This window comes from Loigolactobacillus jiayinensis (genome assembly GCF_003946445.1).
Classification (GTDB): domain Bacteria; phylum Bacillota; class Bacilli; order Lactobacillales; family Lactobacillaceae; genus Loigolactobacillus; species Loigolactobacillus jiayinensis.
On sequence record NZ_RHOF01000031.1, the window covers coordinates 32,707 to 47,536 of the forward strand.

Consider the following 14,830-nt stretch of genomic DNA (forward strand, 5'->3'; position numbering starts at 1 on the left):
ATTAATATAACCTATTATTGGCATCAAAAAAAGCCTACTTATAAGTAGACTTTAATCATGCTGCTATTAACCAATCCCAAAGAAACCGTGCATGAATACAGCTGCGCAGGCTGCGCCAACAAATGGTGCAATTCCGGGCACAATAATGCCGTATTGCCAATCGCTATCAGCTTTATTTTTAATTGGTAACAACGCATGCGCGATCCGTGGTCCCATGTCCCGCGCTAAATTCATCGCGAAACCGGTTGGTCCACCTAGGCCCATCCCAATGGCCCAAACCAATAGACCGACGCCAATGGGTACGATACCAGGAGTTTTAATTTCTGAAATTGCTAAAATACCAGAAATAAAGATGAATGTATCAAAGAATTCGACAAAGAAATTCCGTGGTAAATTGCGAACAGCTGGTGCCGTCGAGAATAAATTGCGGATCGTGATCGGTGAAATTTCACTTTCGGAAGCTTTAAAATGATCGGCGTACATTACCCAAACAATCATCGCCCCAACAACGCCACCTAAAACTTCAGCGACTGAATAAGGAATGAATACGGACCAAGCTAAGTTACCTAAAATACATTGGGCCAATACCATCGCTGGATTAATACAAACATTACCAAAAATAAATAAGGAAATTGTAATCCCAAATCCCCAAGTTGTGATGGCGAAAATATGACCAGAGCCACGATATTTCGTCCCCTTCAAAACTTCACTACAATGCACACCAACACCAAAGATGATCATAAGTGCAGTACCCATGAACTCCGCTAATAACGAATGAACCAAAATTTTTCCTCCTGAATTTAAATAGCGGCGACCATAACGGCCGTTCCGCGTTATTTTTGATGGCTGATTCAGGTATTTTGGCAACAAAAAAGCAGTCGTGGTACCGACTGTCCGCTTAGCCCATTATATGTATAAGTGCTAGAAACTTTATCAGGCTGGATACAGCGCTGTTTACCTCTTTACATGAAACCTATCTGCATAACCATACCATAGTTTAATTGCCGATAATAGATGATTCCGTTTTCAATCTGTAAATTAATTGCTTGTACACAAAAAGAGGCCGTTACATGAGCGAAATCATGTCCCAGTCTCTTTTCTATTGCCGAACATTGTAGGTTAAACGTGTGACCTGAGATAATGCCTTAGTCAATTTTCCGTCCTGGATTCAACAAGTTCATTGGATCAAGTAACGCTTTGATCTGGTGCTGTAATTGGTCGACATTTTCGCCTAATTCTTCATTGTTCCATTGATTCTTAAGCAAACCAACTGCGTGCTCGCCGGAAATTGTACCGCCTAAACGTAGGGCTTCACGGAACATTAATTGTAGCGCTTTAGTTACTTTCGCCGGCACTTCAGTTTCTTCTTTTGGCCAGATCAAGGTTGGATGAACGTTACCATCACCAGCATGACCTGCAGTATAGATTTCAACATCTAATTCTTGCGCGATTTTAGCAATATAATCCATCATATTAGCTAATTGTGACATTGGCACTGCCATATCTTCCATAACGTGATTCCCGTTAGCGAAAACAGCAGGTAACATATCTTGCCGTAGTTTCAAAATTGCTGCTTGTTCATCAGCATCGCTAGTCACACTAATATTTTGTGCCTTGAAATCACCAAGAATTGTTTGTACCTGTTGCAACGCTTCGTCGCCACCGTTATCTAGGTGCAAGATCAATAACGCACCACTGTTTTGTGCATAATGGGTGCCTTCAAATTGATCCAATGCCGCAACCGTTGCGCCATCTAAAGCTTCCAACATTGCCGGATAAACACCTGAAGCACGAATCTCCGTTACTGCTGCTGCTAATGTTTTCATGTCAGGGAAAAAGGCCATCCCAGTGATTGGTTTACCTAACGGAATTGGCATTATTTTGACGGTTACTTCCGTAATGATCCCTAATGTTCCTTCAGCACCAACAAATAATTGCGTCAAATTATAACCAAAAGCTTGCTTTAATGTGCGGTGGCCCAAGGATAATTCACGTCCATCAGCTAAAACGACCTTAACACCTAATACATTATCACGAGTCGCGCCATATTTGACAGTGCTCATACCACCAGCATTAGTTGACACATTCCCACCAATTGCTGAAATTGCTTTAGAACCAGGATCTGGCGCATAGAACATGCCAACCTTGCGTGCCGCATTATCTAAATCCTGATTGATGACACCAGGCTGAACAACAGCAACTTGGTCAGCACGATTAACATCAATAATTTTATTCATTCGCTTAGTCGATAACATCAGGCCATGTTCCAAGCCATCTGAACCAGCGACGGTACTAGTCGCACCTGCCTGCGGAATGACTGGCAAATGGAATTTACGCGCCGTCCGTAAAACGCTTTGAATATCAGCAACATCGGCAACTTCAATATAGGCCAATAAGTGCCCACCAGCACCAAGTCCATATTTACCGGATTGGTGTGCCGTCAGTCCTTCTGTATCAGCTACGATTATTGCATTTGGTGCCTGTGCCTTCAAAAATTCAATTATTTCTGTATCACTATAAGCTGGGAAAAAAGCCATTGTTCAAAACTCCCTTCAGGAAATAAGATTCAATACCATGAGTATAGTCCTTACAAAAAGTAAGTGCAATGTTTTTTATTTATTTTGCGTGCTAAAAAAGTGTGGTTAGCGCGTAAAATGTACGGTTGACCACACTTTTCGAATAGTTGACTAAAGAATAAAGCTTCCAAATAGACCAGCAATGATGCTCATCACAACAACCCCACCGCCGATAATACCTAAATTCTTCCATGAGAAGACAGGCTTCAGTAACGTTAATGACACGATACTAACTGCTGGTAAAGCAATCAATAACGTTGCCGCTGGGCCGGCTGATAAGCCTAAAGCCATTAATGCTTGAATAATTGGAATTTCGCCAGCAGTGGGTAGTACAAATAAAGTACCAACAACAGCAAAAAGTAAAATAGCTAATATGCCGCCGTTTAAACCATTATGAATAGCTGGGAATAGCACGCCGGAAAAAGTACCTAAGATATAAACAATAACCACGTAGGCAGGAATACTTTCAATCACTAAACGTGCCAAAGCTTTGATCCAGCGAACAATCAGTGCTTCGTTAGATTCAACAATTGGATCAAACATCTTATTATCAGGCAGTTCAACACTCTTTTGGGTGCCGAATTTTGCCACAAGTGTTGCAATACCTAAAACAGTGATCAAGCCGAAAACAATTCTAAAAATCGTAAAATTCCAGCCCAGGACAAAACCCATGAAAACAAGTGTTGCTGGATTCAGCACTGGATTAGCCAAGAAGAAAGCCACTACACTGTTGGTTGATGCCTTTGACCGCTTCATGCCAACTGCAACTGGCGCACTGCAACAGGTACACATCATTGTTGGCACACCAGCTAAGGCAGCCACTAATGAATCTTGGAAACGCGTACCGCCAAGATGACGCTTGATCCAACTGGTTGGAATCAAAACTTGAATCAAGGAACCCACCAATAAACCTAAAACAACGGCCTTCCAAACAGATGTAAAATAGGCCACTGTAAACGACCAACCGGCCTGTAATGATGGGCCACTGGCCTTAGCGCCAATATCAGCAATAATCGCGGTTCCAATTGAATGCGTCGAACCAGCCAACAAAGCCTTTTGCCAGTATGGTGACCACTTAACGTACCATAATCCCCCAAGTAAAACGGCTAAAAAAATCACTACCAAAATGACGCGCCGTGCAGTTCTATGATTGCTTGGTGCCCTATACTCAACATTATTCATGTCTACCAACCCCTAAGAATTAAAATATAATTATAAAAGCGCTTTCTTAAATTTTAGCACGAATGCAGCGGTCTTTAACCAAATTTTTAGTTAGAGCTTATCTTTTTTATTTAGCTACCACCAGCGCTTGACCATGTATCTAGTAAGGCTCATACTTAACTTACACAAGTATTAGGGGATGACTATCAATGAACACAAACACAAATAACGCAATTCATCGCGGCTGGAACAAACGCATTGTCACCGGTGAAACATTAGCCGAATGCGATGAGAAATTAGTAACCTACTTAAATCAGCAAGATTACGGCACCGGCGAATTCGTCGTTCTACACGAAGATGATGGTAGTAATATCAACACCGGCTACACTCTGCCTAATGACGATGTTTGCTATATTAGTTTCATGATTTATTCTGGTCGCTTATAATCAGTCCAGCGTGTGGCAGCCTGCCATGCGCTTTTTTTGTCGCTGGTGGTATAATTAAACCAATAATTTAGTCAGAGAGGAACAATTGTCATGAAACCACAACGCGTACTCAATTTAGAAGGCGGTATTAATTTTCGTGAACTCGGTGGCTATCGCACCACCGACGGCCGCAAAGTGAAGTGGCAAAAGCTGCTCCGCGCTGGTGGGCTCGATGAATTGACACCTAGCGATATTGCAGCACTAGGTAATTATGGCCTACGTTATGATGTTGATTTGCGTTCCGAACATGAAATGGCTTCTTTTCCCGACCGTTTACCAGCTGCCACCAAAATGATTCCAGCGCCAGTCTATCCTTTCAGCGAACGCGATTCGCTTAGTGGCCTGGATATCAAATTAAAAGATCAAAACTGGGCAATGTTTTCTCAGGTCTACCAACAAATGATTGCTGATCCTCATCCACAACAAGCTTGGCGCGCTATTTTTCAGGCTATGCTGGACGCTACTGGTGAAAAGGAAAGTGTCGTTTTTCACTGTGCTGCGGGTAAAGATCGTACCGGTATCGGCGCGATGCTAGTTTTAAGCGCGCTTAACGTGGCGCCAGAAACGATCAAGCGCGATTATTTGCTCACAAATCAAATTTTTGGTGCCGGCAATCGTGCCAGCATTGAACAAGTTGTTGCGCAAAATGAAAGCGAAGATTTAACTAACCGAATGAACCAAACGCTGTCCGTTGAGGATGCCAATTTTGACGCCGTTTTTGCGACGCTGGCCGCATTTGGCGGGATTGAGCGTTATCTAATCGATCAACTTGGTTTTACTGCCGCGGATATCACTACATTACGCGCTAACTATTTAGAATGAGGTCAACTATGTCACCTAAAATGAAACAGTTGCAAAATCAACTTATCGCCGCCGCTCGAGAATCACCACTATTAATTTTTGAAGCGACCAGTCATAAAGATGGGAGTCGTTTCCGCGAAATCTCAAATCGACGCCGGTATAAGGAACTAACCGCGATGTTAGCGGCCAATTATGATTTTCAAATATTAACCGATGAACTACGTGTAACGGAAAATATTGTCCACTGGGCGATTGCCGAGGCGCGTTTACATGATGAGCCTGAAGACACTGCTAATCAAGCCGCTTTTAAGGCGACAACGAATGCTGTTTTGCGCGAACAACATCTTACCGAAAATAAGTGAGTTTTTTTACCATGGTGAATTTGCGCTTTTCACCAATACAAAGTCGTTGTGCTCAGGTATTTAGCACAAAAAAAGGTAAACTTTACTAAATTTCTTATTGTAATTGTATACAAATTTTGCTATGCTTATGCGCAGATTAAAAGAGAATAAGTATTCTGAATCTTATATTGTCACTAAACACGTCCCTCATCAGAGCGCGACGTGTTTTTATCTTTCATGGAGGATTTGCCTATGTTATGCTTCTGGGGTCAGCCACGGTACTCACGGGAACCATTTGCACCGTTTGGCTATGAACTATTTTTACGTGAAGGCGAGCCTGATCATTGGCGCGTTCCGACTGATTTTAGTCAATTTACGGCGCAACAAATTATCGACCTGCTGATCAGAACTGCGCCACAATTACCAAAATCAACGCCCAATCTATCGATCAATGCCGATATCGACCAATTTGTTGATCCCAAGTTTTACTTACGCTTTGCCCAGATCAAGCAACAATTACCAACAGTCAATCTGGCGGTGGAACTAACTGAACACCCAGCTAAGCATCCGATCGCTGATACACAATTATTAGCAGCCGCTAGAAGCTTTGATCAGTTTGGTATGCGTGTGATTTTAGATGATGTCGGTTCCGGCGATAATAATTTAGCCCGAATCGAGCTGATGGATCCTTATGTCCATGAATACAAATTTGCCGTTCAAAATTTTCGTCCTGCCCAAACGTTAGAAGCAATCTTACCGAAATTAACTTATTGGCACGCCATGGCTAAACAACATCACAAATTGTTGACGATCGAAGGCGTTGAATCGGTTGCTGATATCGCTGTTCTTTCTCATTATCAAGTTGAGATGTTACAGGGCTATTTTCTTGGTCGGCCAGAATACTTACCTGCAGAAGCTTAACAAAAATAACAGCTTGATCTGAATTCAGATCAAGCTGTTATTTTTATTACTAGTATTCTGGTTGTTCTGGACTGCCGTCGCCTAAATTATAGCCCATTACGGGACGCTGATTTAGCGGTTGTAATTCGCGATTGTTATCCTGCGGGAATAACTCACGGTACTGTGCTAATTGAGCGGCGGAAATTGTCACTGGTTCAGCGGCAACGAACCATTCGACCCCTTCACTAAGTGGTGGTGTGGTTAGCGAGCCCACATAACGGTAAATCAGCCCGCGTGTCGGTAATAATGAAGTCAGTAAAATAGTTTCTGGTAGCGGTACTGCTGTTTTAGGGACAAATGCCGCTAAAATTTGGTTCAGCTGTGGATTTTCTTTACCAAGTACTGCTGTCACCGCGACCACTGCTTTTTGGCCTAATGAGTTTTCGTGGACAAAATGCCATTCCATCGCTGGTTGTTGGCCCTCAATTGTATGTTCAGCTGGTGTGTGCAGGTGCATTTGGACGAAGCGATAGTTGCGGTGATCCAACTTGGCGAAACCGCGGCCCGCCAACTGCAAGTTGTTGCCTTCATCGCTAAGCGTTTCGCCATAATACGGCACTTGCCATTCTAATAGGTCAGCGGCTTCGATCTCTTGTCCTGCCTTAACTGTCAATGCAATCGGCGACTGCTGTTGACCACTTGTTTGCGGCCACTTAGCTTGTTGCGCATAATCTAACTTTTCTACCATAAACAAACCACTCCTTTATTAATCATTTTCGCGTCATTCGGTGCTGCTGTAGGCGGGTAGCTAAGTCATGACGAATTCGTTTGCGGCGGCGACTCATTAACGGACCAAATTTCAAATGTGGATATTGCGCCAATAATTGTTGAATTCGATTCAATGCTTGTAGTTCAGCTGGCACCGTGTGCGGTGTCCATTTATGAATGGCACTGTCATTACGCGTGACATAGTGATACTGCGGTGTAGCCGTGTAGTAAAAATATTGCGTATGCACCACGTAGGCCACATTAAATAATTGATCCTCTAGCAATGTAATTTCCTCGTCGAATGTTAGTTGGTGCCGCTGTATCACATCTAGGCGGTAACATTTATTCCACAAGAACCCCCGAACATCACCACTAGGCTTCAACACTGCCGCTAACATTTTTTGTTGATCCAACAACCGTTGCGCTGTATCGCCTAACAAAACTTTCAAGCTAGGCCAATCCGTATAGTAACCACAAAGCGCCATGTCCGCATCTGGTTGGGCCATTTGCTTCGCGAAATTAGCTAAATACGTTGGCTCGCACCAATCATCACCATCCACGAAACAAACATAGTCGCCGCGTGCCTGCTGCAAACCGACGTTGCGTGCTGCGGATACGCCACGATTAGCTTGTTGCAATAAGTGAAAGCGCGAATCTTTGTTGGCCCAAGCTGCAGCCACAGTTGCTGAAGCATCGGTTGAACCATCATCAATTAACCACACAGTAAAATTTGGGTATGTTTGCGCCTGTAAACTCACCAAGCATTGATCCAAATAAGCTGCTACGTTATAAATTGGTACGATTACCGTAAATTCTTTTGTCACGCCGCACTCACCCGCCCTCAATGACCAGTATACCAAAATCTAGCAATTCTGTTAGAGCTGTTGCAGTTTAGTTTATATGACTATTCATACTTACACCCTAAATGTTCAGCTTTAATAAACAAATATCGTTAAGATTTTTATTGAAATTAACGAACAAGTATAGTAATATAGGTCTCGTAATCAAGTTAAACACGAACTATTTCCATCAGCACTTATAAATTATACTTGTTAAGGGGTAATCATCGTGAAAGAAAGTCTAGTTCATTATTTTGATCTCACCAATCTACATACCACGATTAGACGTGAAGTCTTAGCTGGTTTCACCACCTTTATTTCCATGGCCTACATTTTATTCGTTAACCCTAGCGTGCTAGGCGCTGCAGGGATGAACAAAGGTGCCGTTTTCACCGCTACTGCTTTGGCTAGTGCATTGGGTTGTATTTTAATGGGCGTTTTGGCCAAATACCCCATCGCTATTGCCCCTGGTTTAGGCGTTAACGCCTTCTTCACCTACTCAGTCGTTATCGGCATGAAAATTCCGTGGGAAACCGCTCTGGCTGGCGTATTTGTCGCTTCGTTGATTTTTATGTTGATCACCGTTCTCAAGTTGCGTGAAGCAATCATCAACGCGATTCCCAGAAATTTAAAATTAGCTATTGCCGCCGGAATTGGATTGTTTATCGCCTTTCTGGGTTTACACGATGGCGGCTTAATTGTTGCTAACAAATCAACGGTGGTGGGCTTAGGTTCATTTGGTGTTGGTACAACATGGCTAACCATTTTCGGCTTGATCATCACTGCCATTTTAATGGTCCGCAAAGTACCTGGCGCCATTTTTATCGGGATGGTGGCGACTGCTATTTTAGGCTTAGTTACTGGCTTGATTTCCGCACCAAGTGCTATTTTAGCCGGTGCGCCAAGCATCAAATCAACTTTCTTAGTTGGTGCCATTCATATTAGTGACATCAATTCAATGCAACTGGTGGTCGTCGTGTTGACCTTCCTACTGGTCACATTCTTTGACACCGCCGGCACCTTAGTTGGCTTAGCTGAACAAGCTGGCTTCATGGTCAACAATAAAATGCCGCGTGTCGGCCGTGCTTTATTAGCTGATTCCACGTCAATGTTAGCTGGGTCCTTGCTTGGTACCTCACCAACCTCAGCTTACGTCGAATCTTCCGCTGGGATCGCTGTTGGTGGCCGCTCCGGCTTAACTGCCGTTACTACTGGCTTATTGTTTATCGTTGGCTTATTCTTCTCGCCACTATTGGCCGTTGTCACGACCCAGGTTACCGCGCCTGCACTGATTATCGTTGGCGTACTGATGGCCCAATCATTACGTGAAATCGAATGGGATAAGTTAGAAGTCGCTATTCCTGCTTTTTTGATTGTGCTGGGGATGCCGCTAACTTACAGCATTTCTGATGGTATCGCGTTGGGTTTCATTGTTTATCCAATTACTATGATTGCTGCTAAACGAGGTAAAGAAGTGCACCCGCTGATGTACGCGCTATTCTTCGTCTTCGTCCTGTTCATTTGGATTTTAAATCAATAACAACCAAAGCCGCTAATTAAGCGGCTTTTTTTCTACCTATAGTTAATCGACATAATCAGTGGAAATAGTTGCTGCAACAATGCTGACAAGGTATGATGAAGAAGAATTAATTCGCTTACAAAAGGAGGCTACCAGTTAATGAAAGTTATTGTTATTGGTGGCGTCGCTGGTGGGCCTTCATTTGCCACTCGCTTACGCCGTTTAAATGAAAATATTGAAATTCTCATGGTTGAGCGCGGCGCTTATATTTCCTACGCTAGTTGTGCTTTGCCCTATTATTTAGGTGATGTTATTACTGAATTAGAGCCCTTGATCGAACGGACACCAGAAATTTTAAAGCAGAAAAATAATATCGATGTATTAGTGCGCCACGAAGTCATCGCCATTGATCCACAAGCTAAAGAAGTCACAATTGAAGATTTGACGACACACGCCACTGTACAAGCTGCCTATGATGTTCTAGTTCTAGCCACTGGTACTCGTGCTACTTTGCCGCCAATTCCAGGCATTGATACTGTGAAAAATGGCTGCGTTTTGCGCAACGTAACTGACGCGGCCACAATCAAGACGTTCATTAATGACCAACAGCCAAAAACAGCGACCGTCATCGGCGCTGGTGCCGCTGGTTTAGAAATCGCCGAAAACTTCCGCCACCGTGGTATGGCCGTCACCGTGATCGATCAATTACCAACGGTTGCCTACCCTTACGATGCCGAGATCACTAAAATTGTTGCCGCTGAATTAGCGGCTAATGACGTGCAAGTACACCTGAACACCACTGTGACTAAAATCCAAGCTGCTGGTAAAGAATTAGTCCTGTCTGACGGCACAACTTTAGCCACGGATCTATTGATTTTTGCTACTGGAGTCCAGCCAAATAGCGAATTAGCCGCTGCAGCTGGCGTTGAATTAGCGGCAGACCAGCATATTATCGTCGATGACCAAATGGCCACCTCACTACCCGATATTTATGCCATCGGCGACGTCGTTGAAACCACTAGCTACATTACTGGTCTGCCAACGCCTAGCATGTTATCCAGTGCCGCCAATCGTCAGGGCCATTTGCTCGCCGATATTATTCACGGTAACCCACTGCACTATCGGGGCTTCATCGGCACTGGTGTCGCTAAAATATTTAATCTGACCGTCAGTTTTGTCGGCTACACCGAGCACATGCTAGAAGCTGTAGGTATTACCAACTACAAAACGATTTTCATCACACCGTTTGATCACGCTGGCTTCTACCCCGGCGCTAAGCGACTAAACTTAAAACTAATTTTTGAAGAGAAAACCGGTAAGCTTCTCGGCGGCCAAGCTGTCGGCGAACGCGGTGTGGATAAACGAATCGGTGAACTATCAGCGGCAATCACCGGTAAATTAACGGTTTTTGACTTGCCTGATTTAGAACTACCTTACTCACCACCTTATTCAACTACCCGTGATCCGCTAAATACTGCAGGTTATGTAGCCATCAATCAGCTCAATAAAACGGCTAAAACAATTAAGGCCGCTGCCATTCCGCAAACTGACTTAGATCACGCCTTTTTCCTCGATGTACGTGAAGCTGACAAACCAGCAGATGGGAGCATTAAGGCAACCAAGAATATTCCCTTTAGCGTACTGCGTGACCATCTAGCTGAAATTCCAACTGACCGCAAAGTTTACATCACTTTTCGTAAAGGTCTGAACCCGTATCAGGCGGCGCGAATCTTAGCCGGCAATGGCATCAACGCAATTCTAATTGAAGAGTAACGCAAAAAGCCAATCAACTCCCTGATTAAAGGGTTGACTGGCTTTTTTATTGCCCCCACGTAATCACTATTTTGTTAAGTGTTGCTTCAATTGTGCATAGCCGACATCGAAAACAGTCGTCGCCTCACCGACTAGATGCACCCGCCACGTACTATCTTCATCCGGTACGGACACATCCACTTTTTCGATATACGTGATTTGGTTCTCGTTGAGATAAAAAATTTCATTGCCAGTTGTTTCCACTTTGAGTAACATTTGTCGCCCTCCTGGTGAAGAATTATTGGTTACAAATCCAGTTTACCAGCCACTGCACGGCAAATATAGAAATATGCTAGTGCGCGCTTGAAACCAAATCAAGCGCGCTTAACGCTTCATAAAAAAACAGCACTTTAACGGTAATAATGCCGTTGAAGTGCCGTTTTTCAGCTACTCTGTTTTATTAGGTGCTTCGATGATCACAATATCTTTCATTGCGCGAATTTTATGGTGGCGTGCGGTTTCAATTTCATCTTTGCTGAAGCGTGTTGTTTCACTGTCAGGTTGCTCAGGTAACAGCCGCTCGCAAACGAATTTAATTTCTTCTTCGCGAATCCGGCGGTTGCTATTGGTCAATATCACATCGATATGGTCAAAATTATCGACATAATGGACACTGGTATTACCTAGTGAATACTTGCGGAAATAGCGGATCGCTTTATTACCGTACAAATACGCAATTGTGTTAGGAATCATTTTGCGTAAGCTAGCATTAACTTTAACTGGTACTTCGATTAATTTCATAATGTGACCTCCTGTAATCTTGTTGGACAGTGTCCTAGCTGGCTTTATTTTAAATAACTTCAGTCCAAATTACCAGCTTTTTACTCAACATGAAGCTTAGGCGCTAGGCGTTATACAAACACTTTTGGTGCCACTTCAAAACTGAACATAGGCAAACCTTCTTCGAGTAAGATAGTTAAATTATCGCGCAAGCGCTTGTTTCCATTATATAACTTTCCCAGCTGTTATTTTTATGAAAAAAGTTTACAATGTAAATTGATTACTACTATGGAGGCTACTATTTTGATTACATTAAAATCAGCACGTGAAATTGAGGGTATGCGCAAGTCTGGCGCCGTTTTAGCTGGTGTTCATTTGGGCTTACGTAATTTGATCAGGCCTGGTTTGTCAACTTGGGACATTGAAAAATTCTCTCGTGAATACATTGAATCCCATGGCGCGATCGCTTCAGAAATCGGCTTTGATGGCTACAAATACGCCACTTGTGTCAGCATCAATGATGAAGTTGCTCACGGCATTCCACGGCGCGGGTTAGATCTAAAAAAAGGTGATATCGTGAAAGTTGATATGTGCGTCAACTTAGACGGCTACGAAAGTGATTCTTGCTGGACCTATGCGGTTGGTAAAATTTCACCAGAAAATCAGCGTTTGATGGATGTTACCAAAAAGGCCTTATATTTGGGTATTGACCAAGCTATTATTGGCAACCGTATCGGTGATATCGGCCATGCGATCCAACAATACACCGAGGTTGAAAATAACTACGGTGACATCCGCGAATTAATTGGTCATGGTATCCAACCGACGATCCATGAAGAACCTAATGTGCCTCATTATGGCGAAGCTGGTAAGGGCCTGCGTTTACGCGAAGGCATGACCATTACCATCGAACCAATGATCACCCGTGGTACATGGCGGTTAAACACGCGCGTTACCCCACATGATAATTGGGAATATTACGTTACTGAAGATGGTTCTATGGCTGCACAATATGAACACACCTTAGCAATCACAAAAGATGGTCCTAAAATCTTAACCTCACAAGATCCTGAATTTGATGCTAAATATTTATAACCTTTATAAAGTGCGCTGGCTACCGGCTGGCGCGCTTTTTTACTACTTTATTTTATTCTTTGACGCACAATTAGCGCCATTTTTAGCATAGTATGACGCTGAAAAGGTAGTACGCTATTTAAGTCTACAATGTATCACGATTAAGTTTCATCGATTCTTAAGCGAAAGTCCTTGACAAACTAGAACGTATGTTTGTATGATGGAGCTATCACTTGGAAAGAAGTTGAGCCGTTATGCCAATTACTGACACCAATATTGAAGCAATTCCGCTATCTACCGATACATATATTATTCTCCACCCGGAAGCCAATTACGATTTAGAAGTCTGCCGCCAAGCAACTACAAGTACTTATACGATTGGTAAAATGAATTACAAGTACCACCACGACACCTTTGCGTCGTTTGTCTTCAAACTCTTTCCAGAAATCACATTACTAGAAATCCATAACTTACAAAAGGTGATCAATCGCTACATCCCTTGAAAATTTAGCTAGGCTGCGCTAAGTTTGGTTGTAGAAAGTAGGTCAGATCATTGTTAGAAAATACTGCCACCAGTAAGTTAGCACCAGAAACTGAATTATCACCGCAGCAAAAGAAATTAACCCAGCAGGCACTTACATTTTGTGCTGAACATCTCGCTAGTCAGCAACCAGGCGTGTTCGTCATCAAAGGTGCTGCCGGAACTGGTAAAAGTGTCGTGCTTAGTGCGTTGATGGCTACGCTGCAACAAGCGCGTACCGCTGCGCAAAGCCCCTTTTACCAGACAAATAACTATTTGCTCGTCAATCACCCTGAAATGCTAAAAACTTATAAACAAATCGCCGCGGATCAACCTAATTTACGCAAAAAAGATTTCATGAAGCCAACGCCTTTTATCAATCAAATGGCTAAGCAAGCAACGACTGCGGATATTGTGCTCGTCGATGAAGCCCATCTCCTATTAACTAAAAGCGATCGTTATAACCGTTTCAACCAAGAAAATCAGTTAACCGAGATTTGCAACCATAGTCGTATCGTGATTCTAGTCTTCGATGAGCACCAAGTCTTAAAAATGAAAAGCTACTGGAATCAAACGAAGTTAATGGCCTTACTCGCTAAACGTTCCTATAAAATAGTTCAACTTGATCAACAATTTCGTGTTCACGCTAATTCAGCAACACAACACTGGCTGACGGCACTAGGCACTAAAGGCCAATTATTACCCCGACCAGCTGATTCTACCTTTGATCTACGAATCTTCGCTGATGCTAGTCAGATGTATCAACAACTCCGCCACCGTGATCACGAATTTGGCCTTTCACGGCTAGTTGCCACCGCTGACTTTCCATATAAGCTTGATGGCCAGACTTATTACGTGATCGCACCAAGCTTCAAACTACCATGGGATAAGAACATGGATCCAAATATTACTTGGGCGGAACGGCCAGAAACATTAAATGAAGTCGGTTCGATCTATACGATTCAAGGCTTTGATTTAAATTATGTTGCCGTTATTTTAGGCCCTTCCGTTACCTATGACCCTACCGCACAGCGCCTAAAGTTACTGCCAGATAATTATCAGGATCATGAAGCTTTTAAACGCCGCGCAGATCTTACCGAACCACAAGCTTGGCAGGCCAAACAGCAAATTATTTTAAATTCGATCAATGTCCTTTTACAGCGCGGTCGCTATGGACTGTACCTTTATGCAACTGACCCACAATTACGCGCAAAGTTACTGACACTTTGATGCTGCTGTAATCAATCAAAAAAGCGATGACATGAAGTGAACCCCAAATATTGGACGAAACTTTAAGCGACTTTCTGGGTGGTA

General features: G+C 43.2%; 16 protein-coding genes. 9 read left to right on the forward strand and 7 right to left on the reverse strand.

What is annotated here, in order from left to right; translation table 11 throughout:
* Positions 1 to 66 precede the first annotated feature (66 nt).
* From larD to EKM80_RS09085, 3 genes are all read right to left on the reverse strand, one after another.
* Positions 67 to 783: a D/L-lactic acid transporter LarD gene (gene larD / locus EKM80_RS09075; RefSeq protein WP_125552801.1), complete on the reverse strand. Its 717-nt coding sequence runs from the start codon at positions 781 to 783 to the stop codon at positions 67 to 69.
* Between the two features lie 362 nt (positions 784 to 1,145).
* Positions 1,146 to 2,537, reverse strand: a complete 1,392-nt coding sequence (locus EKM80_RS09080) for an FAD-binding oxidoreductase (protein WP_125552802.1) — start codon at positions 2,535 to 2,537, stop codon at positions 1,146 to 1,148.
* 150 nt (positions 2,538 to 2,687) lie between these two features.
* Positions 2,688 to 3,758 (reverse strand): permease, encoded by a 1,071-nt coding sequence (locus tag EKM80_RS09085; protein ID WP_125552803.1) that lies wholly within the window; start codon positions 3,756 to 3,758, stop codon positions 2,688 to 2,690.
* Positions 3,759 to 3,946: 188 nt separating this feature from the next.
* Between EKM80_RS09085 and EKM80_RS09090 the strand changes: the two genes are divergently transcribed.
* The 4 genes from EKM80_RS09090 to EKM80_RS09105 all read left to right on the forward strand — a co-directional run bounded on the left by EKM80_RS09090 (position 3,947) and on the right by EKM80_RS09105 (position 6,285).
* On the forward strand, positions 3,947 to 4,183 hold the full coding sequence (locus tag EKM80_RS09090; RefSeq protein WP_125552804.1) for a hypothetical protein: 237 nt from the start codon (positions 3,947 to 3,949) through the stop codon (positions 4,181 to 4,183).
* A gap of 90 nt (positions 4,184 to 4,273) precedes the next feature.
* Positions 4,274 to 5,044, forward strand: coding sequence for a tyrosine-protein phosphatase (locus EKM80_RS09095; RefSeq protein WP_125552805.1), 771 nt, complete (start codon positions 4,274 to 4,276; stop codon positions 5,042 to 5,044).
* A gap of 8 nt (positions 5,045 to 5,052) precedes the next feature.
* On the forward strand, positions 5,053 to 5,385 hold the full coding sequence (locus EKM80_RS09100) for a hypothetical protein (protein ID WP_125552806.1): 333 nt from the start codon (positions 5,053 to 5,055) through the stop codon (positions 5,383 to 5,385).
* 231 nt (positions 5,386 to 5,616) lie between these two features.
* Positions 5,617 to 6,285, forward strand: a complete 669-nt coding sequence (locus EKM80_RS09105) for an EAL domain-containing protein (RefSeq protein WP_125552807.1) — start codon at positions 5,617 to 5,619, stop codon at positions 6,283 to 6,285.
* Between the two features lie 49 nt (positions 6,286 to 6,334).
* On the opposite strand, the gene EKM80_RS09110 is transcribed toward EKM80_RS09105, so the two are convergent.
* Both EKM80_RS09110 and EKM80_RS09115 read right to left on the reverse strand, forming a co-directional pair.
* Positions 6,335 to 7,012: a carbonic anhydrase family protein gene (locus EKM80_RS09110; protein ID WP_125552808.1), complete on the reverse strand. Its 678-nt coding sequence runs from the start codon at positions 7,010 to 7,012 to the stop codon at positions 6,335 to 6,337.
* A gap of 22 nt (positions 7,013 to 7,034) precedes the next feature.
* Positions 7,035 to 7,856, reverse strand: a complete 822-nt coding sequence (locus tag EKM80_RS09115; RefSeq protein ID WP_125552809.1) for a glycosyltransferase family 2 protein — start codon at positions 7,854 to 7,856, stop codon at positions 7,035 to 7,037.
* A gap of 244 nt (positions 7,857 to 8,100) precedes the next feature.
* Between EKM80_RS09115 and EKM80_RS09120 the strand changes: the two genes are divergently transcribed.
* Both EKM80_RS09120 and EKM80_RS09125 read left to right on the forward strand, forming a co-directional pair.
* The gene (locus tag EKM80_RS09120; protein ID WP_125552810.1) at positions 8,101 to 9,411 is read left to right on the forward strand and encodes an NCS2 family permease; all 1,311 of its coding nucleotides are present in this window, start codon (positions 8,101 to 8,103) and stop codon (positions 9,409 to 9,411) included.
* Between the two features lie 138 nt (positions 9,412 to 9,549).
* Positions 9,550 to 11,163, forward strand: a complete 1,614-nt coding sequence (locus tag EKM80_RS09125) for an FAD-dependent oxidoreductase (protein WP_125552811.1) — start codon at positions 9,550 to 9,552, stop codon at positions 11,161 to 11,163.
* 66 nt (positions 11,164 to 11,229) lie between these two features.
* On the opposite strand, the gene EKM80_RS09130 is transcribed toward EKM80_RS09125, so the two are convergent.
* Together EKM80_RS09130 and EKM80_RS09135 are read right to left on the reverse strand one after the other, a co-directional pair.
* Positions 11,230 to 11,418, reverse strand: coding sequence for a hypothetical protein (locus EKM80_RS09130; RefSeq protein ID WP_125552812.1), 189 nt, complete (start codon positions 11,416 to 11,418; stop codon positions 11,230 to 11,232).
* Positions 11,419 to 11,589: 171 nt separating this feature from the next.
* Positions 11,590 to 11,943 (reverse strand): DUF1827 family protein, encoded by a 354-nt coding sequence (locus EKM80_RS09135; RefSeq protein ID WP_125552813.1) that lies wholly within the window; start codon positions 11,941 to 11,943, stop codon positions 11,590 to 11,592.
* A 282-nt stretch (positions 11,944 to 12,225) separates the two neighbouring features.
* Here EKM80_RS09135 and map point away from each other — a divergent pair, with 282 nt between their 5' ends.
* The 3 genes from map (at position 12,226) to EKM80_RS09150 (ending at position 14,746) form a co-directional block, all read left to right on the forward strand.
* Complete coding sequence (map, locus tag EKM80_RS09140; RefSeq protein WP_125552814.1) at positions 12,226 to 13,017, forward strand: type I methionyl aminopeptidase; 792 nt, start codon at positions 12,226 to 12,228, stop codon at positions 13,015 to 13,017.
* A 233-nt stretch (positions 13,018 to 13,250) separates the two neighbouring features.
* Positions 13,251 to 13,499 (forward strand): hypothetical protein, encoded by a 249-nt coding sequence (locus EKM80_RS09145; RefSeq protein WP_125552815.1) that lies wholly within the window; start codon positions 13,251 to 13,253, stop codon positions 13,497 to 13,499.
* Positions 13,500 to 13,549: 50 nt separating this feature from the next.
* Complete coding sequence (locus EKM80_RS09150) at positions 13,550 to 14,746, forward strand: DUF2075 domain-containing protein (protein ID WP_125552816.1); 1,197 nt, start codon at positions 13,550 to 13,552, stop codon at positions 14,744 to 14,746.
* The last annotated feature ends 84 nt before the right edge of the window (positions 14,747 to 14,830 follow it).